Raw genomic sequence first — 13,733 nt, 5'->3', positions numbered from 1 at the left:
CGGTACACGGACACGGGAGAGAGGGCACGCCATGGAGCAGAAAGGTTTTGCACCGAAGCCCAAGACGACCGCGCCCGAGGCGGTCAAGGCCCCGAGCCCGTCGCTTCCGAAGGGGGGCGGCGCGGTTCGAGGGCTCGGCGAGAAGTTCGCCGCGAGCCTGGTGAGCGGCACGGGATCCCTCACGGTCCCGATCGCGGTTTCGCCTGGCCGCGGCGGGTTCGGGCCCGAGCTCGCCGTCGCGTACGATTCCGGCGGTGGCAATGGGCCGTTCGGTGTGGGCTTTCGGCTCTCCGTGCCCTCGATCTCCCGCAAGACCGAGCGTGGTTTGCCCGAGTACGAGGACTTCCGCGAATCCGACGTGTTCATCATGTCGGGCGCGGAAGACCTCGTGCCCAAGCTCGATGAGGAGGGGCAAGGCAACTGGGTGCGCGATGAGGTGGAAAACGACGACGAGCGCATCGAGCGGTATCGTCCCCGTGTCGAAGGTCTCTTCGCGCGTATCGAACGCGTGAAGGAGAAGGCGAACGGGAACGTTTACTGGCGAGCCACGACGAAGGACAACGTCAAGAGTATCTATGGCCGGACCGAGGAGGCTCGGATCGCGAGCCCCGCGGCCTCGACCAAGGTCTTTTCGTGGCTGATCGAGCGGACCGAGGATGCGCTCGGGAACGTCGTCGTCTACGAGTACAAGGCCGAGAACTTCGAGAACGTACCGAACGCCGTCTACGAGCGGCAACGGCTCTCCGGTGACGCCCAGATCGTGAACCGCTATCTGAAGCGGATCCGGTATGGCAACACCGTGCCTTTCGAGACGCAAGATTTCCTCTTCGAGGTCGTCTTCGATTACGGCGAGCACGGTGTCGCAGCGCCGACGCCCGCGGAGGAAAATACCTGGCCCTGCCGGCAGGATCCGTTCTCGAGCTACCGCTCAACGTTCGAGATCCGCACATACCGCCTCTGCCGGCGGGCCCTGATGTTCCACAACTTCCCCGAGCTCGGCCAGGATCCTGTGCTCGTGCGCTCCACCGACTTCACGTATGCCGAGGGGCCGGCGCTCACCCGGCTCGTATCGGTCACGCAGTCGGGGTACATCAAGACGGGGAGCGGCTACTCGAAGAAGTCCCTGCCGCCGCTCGATCTCGGGTATTCGTTGCCCGAGCTCCAGACCGCCGTCAAACTGCTCGATCCACAAAGCCTCGAAGATCTACCTGGCGGTGTGGACGGACAAACCGCACGATGGGTCGACCTCGATGGCGAGGGCATTCCCGGCGTGCTCTGCGAGCAACAGGGGGCATTTTACTACAAGCAAAACCTCGGTGATGGGCACCTCGCCCCGGCACGGCGGCTCTTGAGCCAGCCGACCCTGGCGTCGGGCGGCGGGGCGCAGCTCCTCGACGTCGGGAGCGAGGGGCGACAGTGCCTCGTGGAGCTCACGCCGGAAGGTACGTCGGGCTATCACGAGCGCACGCCCGAGGGCGGCTGGGGGCCCTTCGTGCCGTTTCCTTCACAGCCGAACGTCAACTGGAATGACCCGCGGGTCCGTTTCATCGACCTTTCCGGCGATGGACTCGACGACATTCTGGTCACGACCGATCACGTGCAGCTCTGGTACCCGTCGCTCGGCAAGGGCGGGTGGGGCCCGCCGCGGGTTCTGCCGAAAACTTACGACGAGGACAAGAGCCCGACGCTCGTGTTCGCAGACATGACGCAAGCGATCTTCGTGGCGGACATGAGCGGGGACGGTTTGCCCGACATCGTGCGCGTCCGTAATGGGAGCATCTGCTACTGGCCGAACCTCGGGCATGGGCGGTTCGGCGCCAAGGTGCAGATGAGCAAGGCGCCGCTGTTCGATGATTCGCACACGTTCGATCCGCGCCGGATTCGCCTCGGCGATATCGATGGGACCGGGACCACGGATATCGTGTACGTAGCCGGCGAAGGTGCAGTCATCGTGTTCAACCAGGCGGGGAACGGCTGGAGTGAGCCGGTGCGAATGCCGGGGTTCCCGACGGCCGATTCCATGTCCACCGTGGGCGTGGTCGATCTGCTCGGGTCCGGTACGGCGTGTCTCGTGTGGTCATCGCCGTGGCGGGGCGTGGCGAAGCCGCCGATGCGGTACATCGATCTTTTGGGCAGCAAGAAGCCGTATCTACTCACGTCGGTCAAGAACAACCTCGGGGCCGAGACGAAGCTCGAGTATGCGCCCTCGACGAAGTTTTACCTGGAGGATCTGAAGGCTGGAAAGCCGTGGGTGACGCGGCTGTCGTTCCCCGTGCACGTGCTCACGCGTGTGGAGACGTTCGACGCAGTCAGCAAGGCGCGGTTCGTCAGTACGTACAAGTATCATCACGGGTACTACGACGGCGCGGAGCGAGAGTTCCGGGGGTTTGGCCTCGTCGAGCAATACGACGCGGAGTCGTTCTCGGCCGAGCGCGGAAAGGGGCTCTTCGCGGAGGCTCCACCGGTGGAGGAGGAATTCCACCTGCCGCCGGTGCTCACGAAGACGTGGTTCCATACGGGCGCGTTCATCGACAGGAGCCGGATCGCGAAGCAGTTCGAGAAAGAGTATTATGCCGGTGACGGGCAGAGACCGGAATTGCCCGATGCCGTGCTGCAGACGGGGTTGTCGCCGAGGGACCTGCGTGAGGCCTGCCGGGCGCTCAAGGGGCAAATCCTCCGCACGGAGGTCTACGCGCTCGATGGTTCCGAGGCGGAATCGCACCCGTATGTCGTGACGGAGGTTTGCCCTGCCATCGTGCGGGTGCAGCCTTCGGCGGCGAAGGCGTATGCGTCGTTCTTCGCGTATGCGCGTGAGTCCGTCGAGATTCATTACGAGCGTGACCCGGACGAGCCGCGCGTGGTGCATACGCTGGCGCTCGATGTCGATTCGTTTGGCCACGTGGAGCGCTCGGTAAGCATCGCGTACGCGCGGCGGAACATTCCGGAAAACACGCCCGGACAGGGGCTATTGGCCACCCTGACCGAGAGCGACGTGGTCAACGAGGATGGGGAGGCGAGCTGGTACCGCCTCGGAGTGCCCAAGGAGGCGCGAACGTACGAGCTCACGGGGCTCTCCACGACACAGAGCACATTGTTTTTGTTCGACGAGGTGCTTGGCGATGTGAACGCCGCCGACGCGATCCCCTACGAGGCGATGCCCAACGGCACCGCAATGCAAAAGCGCCTGGTCGAGCGGGTGCGGCAGGTTTATTACGACAGCACGACGCTATCCGGGTCCTCCCCCGCAGCCCTGCCTCTCGGCACGATTGACGCGCTCGCGCTGCCTTACGAGACGTATGCGCTAGCCTTCACACCCGGGCTCTTGACCACGGCTTATGGCTCGCGCGTGACCTCGACCATGCTCACCCAGGGCGGGTACATCGAGGAAAACGGCGAATACTGGGTGCGAACCGGCCGCCAGGTGTTCGATCCGGACAAGTTCTACTTGCCGATCGAGATCCTGGATCCGCTCGGCAATCCTACGACCATCACGTACGACGTCCACGACTTGCTCGTGACGTCCGCCGAGGACTCGCTCGGGAATACGGTCACCGCGACAAACGACTACCGCATCCTCGGGCCCACGCTCGTCACCGACCCGAACGGCAACCGCAGCGCCGTGAAGCTCGACGAGCTCGGGATGGTCGTGGCGACGGCCGTGATGGGCAAGGTTGGCTCGAACGACGGGGACACGCTGGAGGATCCAACCACGACGTTCGCGTACGACCTCGACGCATGGCGCACGACGGGTAAACCCAACGTCGTGCACGCGGCCGCGCGCGAGCGGCACGGGGATGCGCTGACGCCGTGGCAGCACAGCTACACGTACCTCGACGGGCTCGGGCGTGAGATCCTGAAGAAGGTGCAGGCCGAGCCCGGTCCGGCGCCGGTGCGCGACGAGAACGGGGGGCTTGTCAAGGACGAGAACGGCGCGGTAGTGTTGGCCACCGCCTCGCCGCGATGGGTGGGCACGGGGCGCGTGGTCATTGACAACAAGGGCAATCCCGTCAAGCAGTACGAGCCGTTCTTCACGGCCACCCACGAATACGAGGACGAACAGGAGCTCGTCGAGTGGGGCGTGACGCCGATCCTGCGTTACGACCCACTCGGCCGGCTCATCCGAACGGACCTGCCGAACGGGACGCATTCACGGGTAACGTTCACGCCCTGGCAGCAGGCGAGCTGGGACGGGAACGATACGGTGCTCGAAACGGGCAACCCCTGGTATGCCGCGAGGCAGCCAAGCGCGACGCCGACGCCTTCGACGCAGGAGCAGCGGGCGGCGGAGCTGACCAAGAAGCATGAGGGTACGCCGGCTCTGGTGCATTTCGACGTGCTGGGCAGGTCAGTGCGCGGGGTCGAGAATAACGGGGCCGCGGGGTCGTACACGACCATGGCGGAGCTCGATATCGAGGGGAATCCGCGGAAGATCGTGGACGCCCGTGAGAATACGGCGATGGAGTATGTCTTCGACATGCTCGGGCGGACGCTGTACCAGAAGAGCTGCGATTCTGGAGAGCGGTGGACGCTGGCGAATGTGCTCGGGAACCCGATTCGAGGCTGGGACGGCCGGGGGCATGTGGTGCGCTCGGTGTACGATGCGCTGAATCGGCGGACGGGGCTGTGGGTGCAGAAGGGGGCGGATCCGGAGGTGCTCGCCGAGGTGACGGTGTATGGCGAGGGGCAGACGGATCCGGAGGACGCGAATCTGCGTGGGAAGGTGTATCAGGTGAAGGATGGGGCCGGGGTGATCACCTCGGTTGAGTACGACTTCAAGGGGAATTTGCTAGAGGGTCAGCGGCAGCTCGCGCAGAACTACTCGACGCAGCTCGATTGGTCGGGCTCGGTGGCGCTCGAGACGGAGGTGTTCACGCGGACGACGGCGTACGATGCGTTGAATCGGCCGACGAGCCTGACGACGCCGGATCAGAGTGAGATCAAGCCCGTGTACAACGAGGCGAGCCTGCTCGAGGCGGTCGCTGTGCGGATCCGGGGCGCGAGCACCTGGACGACGTTCGTCGATGACATCGATTATGATGTGAAGGGGCAGCGGGAGAAGATCGTTTACGGAAATGGGGTGGTCACGGAGTACAGTTACGATCCGCTGACCTATCGGTTGACGCGGCTCAAGACGACGCGGACGTCGGATAATGCGCTCCTGCAGGACCTGCGGTACACGTACGATCCGGTAGGCAACATCGTCGAGATTGCCGACCTGGCGCAGGAGGAGCTCTACCACAACAGCGAGCTGGTGGAGCCGCGCTGGAAGTACGTGTACGACGCGCTTTACCGGTTGATCGAGGCAACGGGGCGGGAGCATTCGGGGCAGAACTCCGACATCCAGCAGGATCAGAATGGTTTTCCGCTGGTGAACGCAGCGAACCCGAATGATCCGCAGGCGATGCGGAACTACACGGAGAGCTTCGAGTACGACGTGATCGGCAACATCGAAAAGATGATCCACGCCGCGCAAGGCAGCACGGGGAGCTGGACGCGGCGGTACCAGATCGCGCCGACGAGCAATCGGCTGATTGGCACCAGCTTGCCGGGGGATGACGAGACCGAGTTTTCGGCGACGTATACCTACGACGAGCATGGGAGCATGATCACGATGCCGCATCTGGACGGCATCGCATGGGACTTCAAGGACCAGAAGCGCGAGGTCGACAAGGGCGGTGGGGGGACGGTCTACTTCACCTACGACGCTGGCGGGCAGCGCGTGCGGAAGGTCTGGGAGCATAGCGGTATCGTCGAGGAGCGGATCTACCTCGGGGGGTTCGAGGTCTATCGTAGGCACGAGCTCGGGAATGTCGTGCTGGAGCGGGAGACGCTCCACGTGATGGATGATGCGCGGCGGATTGCGATGGTGGAGACCAAGACGGTCGACACGTCGGATCCGAACCTCGCGGTGACGTCGCGGGTGCGGTATCAGCTTGGGAATCACCTCGGGTCGGCTTCGCTGGAACTTGATGGGGACGGGTTCGTCATCAGTTACGAGGAGTACCATCCCTATGGGACGACCGCCTACCACGCTGTGGCGAGCGGGGTGGAGGTCAGCGCGAAGAGATATCGGTATACGGGCAAGGAGCGGGATGAGGAGACGGGGCTGTATTACCATGGAGCGAGGTATTATGCACCGTGGCTCGGGAGGTGGACGAGTGCGGATCCAGCGGGGTTGGTAGATGGGGCGGGGGTGTATACGTATGTGAGGGGAGGGCCGGTTGGTTCATGGGATCCGAACGGGACTGACACAACTGGGTTCTGGCAGAAGTCCCTTGATGAGGCTGAATCGTGGGTCCTTCGGCAGGGCGGCAATCTGGGCGAGAATCTCGTCTACGGTGGTGTCGTTCTCCCTGCGGCGGTCGCAGCCGGGACCTTGGTTCCGGCTTGGGCTTGGCTCGCTGCTGGCCTAGCCGCTACTACGCAAATACAGAGTTCCGATGATGTTGCCGGGCACATGAATGCGGCCTCCCTGTCGGCGCCAGCCATGGGAAGATTGGGACCAACTAAGCCTTCGCCCGCCAAGCCTCCGGCGACGCCGGCCACGGAGCCACCGCCGACCGCACCTCCTGCTACGCCAGAGGCCACACCGGCGCCTCCTTCTGCTATTGCGAAGACTACACCACTGCCTAGTCCCAAGCCTACTCCGCCAGTATCGCAAGCTGCGCCACCGACTGCACCCAGCCCAGCAGCTGCGCCCAGCCCAGTAGCTGCGCCCAGACCAGCTGCACCCAGCCCAACAGCCGCACCAAAGCAGCGGCCTATCAACGGCAGAGTGAACGTGGGTGGCGGGCTTGAAGATGGAGCGAAGTCCGCGACGAACCTCAACCCAGTGAAACCAGGAAGCGGCGGACCGAGCCGCGGAATCCCGAACCATGTCAAAGGCAGTTTCGAGGAGATTGGAGAACTCTTCGAGGCTGGCTCAGCGGATCACATCTTCTCTAACCGTCTCAGGTTTATAGACGTGACCGACTGGACCGCGGCAGCGCAAGGGGCCGCTCGAGTGGCAGCACCGGGAGCTAAGTTAAGTTTGAATGTTTGGGCAACCCCGCAGGAGGCACTAAAGGTTGCAGATGCGTTCACGGCAGCTGGCTGGAAGGACGTGAAGGTGCTCGGTGAGGGTGTAGGAACCGTCATCATGGGTATCATGGGTCGATAGAACTAGGGGACGACAATGGTGGACTTTTATTTGCACACAAGCGCTGAGGCTGAACGATTTGCATTCTCCGGAGCCGTTGCCATCGTAGATGCAACAGCAATCGCGTTCGCCGCAGTCGAGGACATCATGAAGAGTGGCGCGCCCGAGGCCTCAGCGCGCCTTCTGGTCGAGACCGCAGCGACTCTCTCGCAAGCCTATGGCAGACGGAATGATTGGCCGGGGCGCCTTGCAGAGTTGATTGCCGCCAGGCTCGGGACAGGCACCGAAGGAGATCCTGGTTCCGTAGTTTTTTCTGGCGTGGTGGCGGCTCGCGATGCGGTGCACGTGTGTACCGCGGGCGATACTAGAGTCCATCTGGTAAAAGGCGGGAACATTCTCTACTGCACTCGCGACCATGTCCTTAAGCACGAGTCGCCGGAATGGATCCGAGAGATTTACGACGGTGCTTTTATTGCCGATCATGAAACTATGCTCACCCGAACCCTCGGTATGTGCAAGCTACCGCCGCAGAAGGAGACATGGTTTGCCGAAGCGCCATTCACAGTGCTTGTCTGCTCGTCTGGATATCATCGACATCGCTCGCCGGAAAACTACATCCACGAGCTTATCCAAATCACCACGTATAAATCCGAGGTGATGACCGATGGCATCCTCGCGCGAATCTCGATTTGAGTGGCCAGCGCGTCGCCTTCCCAAGGTGGTCAAGGTCCGAGCCCGTCTTTGCTTGACCTAAAGAGTGGGGGAGTGCGCCCACCTGTACAATGCCGTCGGCCAAGGAGGCCCCGATGAGCCGTCGTCGCTTCGTTGCCGCGCTCTCCCTCACGCTTCTTCTGCCCGCTTTCGCGATCCTGCCCTCGTGCACCGATCCATCCTGCGCTGACGGTGGTGAAGGCTGCCCATGCGAGAAGGCCGTCGAGTGCGGCGAGCTGCCCCCCTGCAAGGGCTGGCGCTGCGATGGGACGTGCCACATGAAGGACGCCCCGGTGGCGTGGACCTGCGCGGGTGGGGTGTGCGACGGCGCGGGCCACTGCCTCGGCTGCCTGCAGGACGCGGACTGCGGACCCGGACACACCTGTGAGGCCAGGAACATCTGCTCGAGCTGCGATGACGGCGTGAAGAACGGGGACGAGACCGACGTCGACTGCGGCGGGTCGTGTCCGCTGTGCCCGGGGACGTGCAACGTGGACACGGACTGCCCGGCAGGCTACTGCTGGGAGGGCCTGTGCGTCCGGTGCGATGACGGGATTCAGAACGGAGACGAGACCGGCATCGACTGCGGCAACTCCGGTGGGCGCTGCCCAATCTGCTCCGGACCATTCTGCGAGACGAACGCCGAGTGCGCGAGCGGCGCGTGCGAAGCCGGCGTCTGCTGTGCTAAACCGTGTCCCATTTGTTACGATTGCGGGTTCCCCTTCGGCGAATGCGTCCCTCGTGCTTATGGGACATATGATACCAAGAACGCGCCAGATCCTTCAATCGTCTGCGTCGGAATATATGTCTGCGACGGGAAGGGGCGCTGCGCGCTCGATTATGGCGAGCCCTGCACGACGAACGAGGATTGCGCGTCGGGGAATTGCCTCAGCGGCACATGCGATGTGATGTAACCCCTCAGCGCTGTCATGGGGGTGGGGCCAACTCGGGGATGCAGCAAAATGTCACAGGCGATACCATCAACGGTTCACCCATGACCTCGCCCCCGCTGGGCTCGCAGGTACCTGCCTCGTAGAAAAGGACCTCGGCGGTTTTGCTGCCGAGTGCGGTGCCGCTTGCCAGGTCGACACACTTCGGGTCCTCGTTCGACGGCAGGATAAAAGACGCCTGTTCGTTCGTGCATGCGTCGTCCGCGTACGCCCTGACCCGCACCGAGCAAAACGCGCCTTCCGGTGAACTGCAGCCGCAGGCTGTGCAGATTCGCGTCTCCTCTGCTTTTCTCCAGCCTGAATGTCGATCGGACCACTCTTCCGGGCACTCGAGAGCAGCCTCGAGCCCATGCGCGACAAGACAGAGCCGATACCCGGCCGGAGCGGCCCCGATGCACACGTGCGACAAGTCGCAGGTACCGAGGGGTGCTGACGGGTATTCGAGCACCTTGGTGCGCGTCGGCGGGGGCAGTGGTTGTCCTTCAGGCGGCATCGCCGGTATTGCCACGCAGGGTGCAATGGCCGGTGGTTCGACCACCAATGATCGGACGCAGGGGCTGCCGTCGCACATTGCCCCCGCCGGGATCTGGCTGGACGACGCGCAACTTCCGTCCCATCCGGCCGGGGGGTCAAACGGGGTCACGGTTGGAGGAGAAATGTCTTGACAAGCGATAGAGTTTGCGTCCCACGCAGCCGGCATGACGCAGCCGGCAGACTCCGCCGCGCATGAGCAGGCCGGACACGTGGGTTCGGCGAACACCACGTCAACCCAGCTTAGCCAGGGCGAGCCTCCCAGCCCTTCAGGCAGCGGATCAGTCTCCTTCCCCATCCACACGTACGAGGGGTAGTAGTCGAACCCGCCGCCGCCAGGCGACACGCACTCCGCGTCAGAGGGGCACCCAGACGACGAGCCCGCTTCTGGACCTCCATCATCGTCACCCGAATCGGCCTCGTCCTCGTCGCCGGCATCCACGTCGGCGTCATCCCCCGCATCAGGCGGGCACGCGTACTTGTCTCCTGGCGGGCCGCAGCACGGTACCTCCTCGCCGTCATCGTCGAAGCAGATGGTGGTCCCCGAGATGACTCCGTTGCAACTCTCCGCGTCGCACGCTGCGAGCCCGAGCGCGATCAATGTACCGAGGTACGCGGCGAAGGTCCTGAACGCACGCACGCCGTAAAAGCTAGCTTTCGCGTCTGGGCTTCGTCAACGTCGGGACGCGACGGACAAACCAACGCGGGGCTCCGTCGCGTTCCACGAACGCTTGCGCCTCACGCGCCCCACGGGCATGCTCTGCGGTGGGGACAAACCTGCTCTCTCGGGTCATGCGGGACGCCTCTTCACGCCCTTTCTGGGCGCCTTTTTTGCTCGTCGCAGCCCTGCTCTACGGCACCTCGGAGGCCACGGCGCAGCCATCCCAGGTGCTGCCTTGGCGCCTCGACTACGCCCCCGGTCCCGACGCCCCGAAGAACTGCCCGGACAAGAGCTACATCAAGGCCGCTCTCGCCACGAAGCTCAAGGGCCACGACCCCTTCACCGACGACGCGCCGCGCTTCATCTCCGTGAAGCTCGTGCTCACGCCGCAGCGGATCGAGGCGCATATCGAGGCGCGCGACGAGAACGGAGAGGTCGTCGACAACCACGTTACCCACGCGGAGTCTTGGCGGTGCGATCAGCTCGCAGATCGCACCGTGTTCTACCTGCGCGACATCATCGATCCTCTCGTGCTTCCCCCTCCCGAGGCAGATGCGGTGCCGAGCTCGTCCGTGCCTCCGGCATCATCTCCGCCGTCGACTCCTCGGCCACCTGCTCCTCTGCCAAGTCGGCCAGCCGCAAAGCCCCCGATGCGCTCGCCGTGGCTCCCGAAGCTCGCCGCATCAGCTAGCGCGGGTGCGGCCTGGTGGAGCGCCCCGAAGACGGCGCTGAGCCTTGCGATGGGCCTCGAGGCGCGGTGGCCCCGATTCTCCGTAGGGATCGAAGGGTACTACGACCATGCCTGGGAATTAGCGACGCAGCAGGACGTAACGGGCGAACGTGCGGCGTTGGCTGCGCTGGCGTGCTTTCGCCAGGATCTCTTCTCGGCTCGGGGTTTCGCCCGCGCGTGCCTCTTTGGTGACGTGACACTTCTGTTGGTTGACGCCCAGAAGATCAAGCTCTCCGATGACGATGAGCTCGTGTTCGATCTCGGCGCGCGGCTCGGCGGTGGGTTCTGGCTCGCTCGCTACTTGGGCCTCGAGCTCCACGGGGACGTTGCCTACGTGCCCCGCCGGCCGGCGTTCGTCATCGACGGCGAGGAACTCTGGCGCGCGCCGCGTCTCACCGGCGCAGTCCGGGTCGGCCTGGTTGTTCCCTTCGACATCCGGTGAAGTAGGTTTCGATCACAAGGCCGTATGATTTATTGGACGGGTCGCCCGTCTCGGCGCGTGTTTGTCTTTGTGCGGCTCCTCCTCCCGTTCCTGCATCACGCCAGCGACGCCTTTCTCCGCTTCTACGCGACGCACCTCCTGACCGTTCTCGGGATCCTTGCTCGGATGGGCGTGCGTCAGGCGGATGTCGACGACCTCGCGCAGCTCGTCTTCCTGAAGGTCTATAAGAACTTCGACAAGGTCCCGTCCGCAGGGGTCGAGGACTGGCTCAAGATGATCTGCGACCAGCAGGCAGCGGAGCACTACCGCCTCTACCGTCACCGCTTCGAGACCCCCGAGGCAGACGTCGGCGTGGACGTGCCCAGCGACGAGAACCCGCACGAGCGCTTCGAGCATCATGAGCTCGATCAGGTCGTCAAACGCGTGCTCCAGACCATGGACGCGAAGCTCGTCGATGTACTGGTCAGGGCAGAGTTCAACGGGGAGTCGCTGCCGAAGATCGCTGCGGCGCTCGGGGTCTCGCGCAACACCGCGCAGGCCAGGCTCGTCGAGGCCAAGAACGTCTTCCGGCGCAGGGTGAAGAAGCTGTTCGGCCGGGACTTCACGCCGTTCATGCTGCTGCCCTTCGGCCTCGATGCCGTCTTCCACCCCGAGGACCTCACGCCCGACTTCATCGAGAGGACGCGGCACGAGGTGTGGCGCCGCGTCGCCCGCGAGCTCGGCTTCCACGAGGCGCCTCCTCCGGCCCTGGCGCCGAGCCCGGCGCCGCCTTCCGAACCGCCGGCTTCGGGCATGCGGCTCATCCAAGCGGTCGCGCCCCGGGGCTCTGGGCCTGTCGCTCCGGCCACGGTGAAGGTGGTGCTCGAGCGCCTCATCAAGCACCCGCTCTTCCTGGTCGGCGTCGGCGCCCTGGGCGGGGGTGGCGCGGTCGCGCTCTGGCCCCACGACGAGTCGCCTGCCGCGCGGCATGCGGTGCCGATGGTGCTGTCCGTCGTGGTCGACGAGAGCGGGCGTGGTGAGAGCTCCTCTCACGGTGCGCTTCCGCCCGCCCCCGGACCGAGTCCCACCGTGGTTGTCGTCGCGCCCCCGCGCGCCGCGCCCGCCGCAGTGCCCCTCAACGACCCGGAGACGACAAACCTCGAACAAGCCCGGGAGATGCTCTCGCGCGGGCAGTTCGCCGAGGCGCTCGCCACGCTGCGACAGCATGAACGGGACTACCGGAGCAGTCATCACGCGGGGGTCCGGAACAAGTACATCGCCGCGGCGCTCGAGGGCCTGCGGCAGAACGAGCAGAAGAGCGGCAGCACGCCCTGACCAGCCTCTTGCACGCGGGCGTGCACTTTCCTTGGACGGGTCGCCAGCGTCGGCTCGTGTTTAGAGAGTAAGGGACATGCGGCTTTGCGCCCGGGCATGGTCGCCGGCACGCGGGCGCGTTTGTCCTCGCGAATTATCATCATCCGCAGACGGCCGCGGTGCTGAGCGCGCGTTGGAGGGCGTTCGTGAGGCATACACCGCGGTCGCCTGGGGATGGTGATATTCGCTCGAAGGAGGTCGCGGGATACAGCTCGCATTCGCTAGCCCAGGTTCCGCGCCCGCCTCCGGGCGATCATCACTTCGATCGCCATCCGCTGTCGTCTGCGGCGTTTCCCGAGTCGACGTCGCAGAGCCGACGACATGCGGTTTCGCGGCTTTTCAGGCTGTAGACGGCATTCGTGCGCTCGGAGGGGTACATGGCCGACGAGGAAGAAGACGAAGCCGCCACGCGCGTGATGACGTGCCCGGCAGCGAGCCACGAAGAAGACGACAACGCCTCCACGGCGTTCTTCGTGCGGCCGGCTATTCCCGCGCCTCCCGTTGCCGCCACGTCGATCCCGGTCAGGCCCTCATGGTGGCGCGTGCTCATCGGCGTCTTGTGCTTCTGGCGACGCCGCCCTGGAGCAGCGGTTGTCGCTGCTCCTCCGCCGTCCCTTGCACCTGCGCGTCCGCCGGCCTTTGCGTCGACATCGCACGTGCTCGTGTCCGCGCCCAAGGCGGCGCGCAGGCCCGCCCCCACGCTGGTCTCGCCTCTCTCCCCAGGGCGGCGCGCCGTTGTCGACGAGGTGCACATGCTGCTCTGGAGCTTCGAGCCGCATGAGCTTGAGGCGGCCGCGAAGCTCATCGAGCACATCGTCGCAGCTAGGCTCGCGGGGCCAGAGGGGCGTGTCGAGGCGCAGATCATCTACGCGCTCATTTACACGCGCCCCGACGACGACGGGGCGATCGGCCTTGCTGTTCTGCGGGGCAAGCTCCTCGGGATCGCACGATCCGCAGCGGACCAAGCGCTCCTTCATCTCGAAGAGCAAGGCCAGGTTGTACTTCGTCCTAGGGATCCGCTCTCCGGGACACGACAAGTTGCTGCCGGGATCGAACATGCCACGCGTGGGCTGCTCGAGCGCGTCGCTCTGTACCCGTCCGGCAACCCCCATCCTTCCGCTCCTGCGCTCTTCCGTGCAGTTCTCGTCGTCGAAGGAGGTTCGTCATGGCTACGAGGACGACGAGGACCGAGCGCCGGTGGCGGCGCGTCGTGGACG

At 64.7% G+C, this 13,733-nt stretch carries 7 protein-coding genes; 6 read left to right on the top strand and 1 reads right to left on the bottom strand.

The features are described from left to right. Window positions 1-31 precede the first annotated feature (31 nt). From QHF83_RS15530 to QHF83_RS15510, 5 genes are all read left to right on the top strand, one after another. Window positions 32-7,159 carry a SpvB/TcaC N-terminal domain-containing protein gene (locus tag QHF83_RS15530; protein WP_282418611.1) on the top strand — a complete coding sequence of 2,376 codons (7,128 nt, stop codon included), beginning with the start codon at window positions 32-34 and terminating at the stop codon, window positions 7,157-7,159. Window positions 7,160-7,174: 15 nt separating this feature from the next. Further along, window positions 7,175-7,831, top strand: coding sequence for a hypothetical protein (locus QHF83_RS15525; RefSeq protein ID WP_282418610.1), 657 nt, complete (start codon window positions 7,175-7,177; stop codon window positions 7,829-7,831). A 113-nt stretch (window positions 7,832-7,944) separates the two neighbouring features. After that, window positions 7,945-8,763: a hypothetical protein gene (locus tag QHF83_RS15520; RefSeq protein WP_282418609.1), complete on the top strand. Its 819-nt coding sequence runs from the start codon at window positions 7,945-7,947 to the stop codon at window positions 8,761-8,763. Window positions 8,764-10,161: 1,398 nt separating this feature from the next. Beyond that, a complete protein-coding gene (locus QHF83_RS15515; RefSeq protein WP_282418608.1) occupies window positions 10,162-11,163 on the top strand; it encodes a hypothetical protein in 1,002 nt (333 codons plus the stop codon). 69 nt (window positions 11,164-11,232) lie between these two features. Beyond that, a complete protein-coding gene (locus QHF83_RS15510; protein WP_282418607.1) occupies window positions 11,233-12,477 on the top strand; it encodes a sigma-70 family RNA polymerase sigma factor in 1,245 nt (414 codons plus the stop codon). A gap of 295 nt (window positions 12,478-12,772) precedes the next feature. On the opposite strand, the gene QHF83_RS15505 is transcribed toward QHF83_RS15510, so the two are convergent. Next, on the bottom strand, window positions 12,773-13,066 hold the full coding sequence (locus tag QHF83_RS15505) for a hypothetical protein (protein ID WP_282418606.1): 294 nt from the start codon (window positions 13,064-13,066) through the stop codon (window positions 12,773-12,775). 202 nt (window positions 13,067-13,268) lie between these two features. On the opposite strand from QHF83_RS15505, the gene QHF83_RS15500 reads away from it, so the two are divergent. Beyond that, window positions 13,269-13,733, top strand: a 465-nt coding sequence (locus QHF83_RS15500) for a hypothetical protein (protein ID WP_282418605.1), incomplete at its 3' end; no start/stop codon positions are given.

It is taken from the genome of Polyangium sp. 15x6, from assembly GCF_029960785.1.
Lineage (GTDB): Bacteria > Myxococcota_A > Polyangia > Polyangiales > Polyangiaceae > Polyangium.
The sequence above is the reverse complement of the archived record's forward strand: the minus strand, read 5'-3'. Positions and strand labels throughout refer to the sequence as shown.

Bases quoted from the DNA above. Each gene is read 5' to 3' on its own strand.
- QHF83_RS15505 (WP_282418606.1), bottom strand. From the start codon at position 13,066: ATGAGCACGCGCCACCATGAGGGCCTGACCGGGATCGACGTGGCGGCA.
- QHF83_RS15525 (WP_282418610.1), top strand. From the start codon at position 7,175: ATGGTGGACTTTTATTTGCACACAAGCGCTGAGGCTGAACGATTTGCA.
- QHF83_RS15530 (WP_282418611.1), top strand. From the start codon at position 32: ATGGAGCAGAAAGGTTTTGCACCGAAGCCCAAGACGACCGCGCCCGAG.
- QHF83_RS15520 (WP_282418609.1), top strand. From the start codon at position 7,945: ATGAGCCGTCGTCGCTTCGTTGCCGCGCTCTCCCTCACGCTTCTTCTG.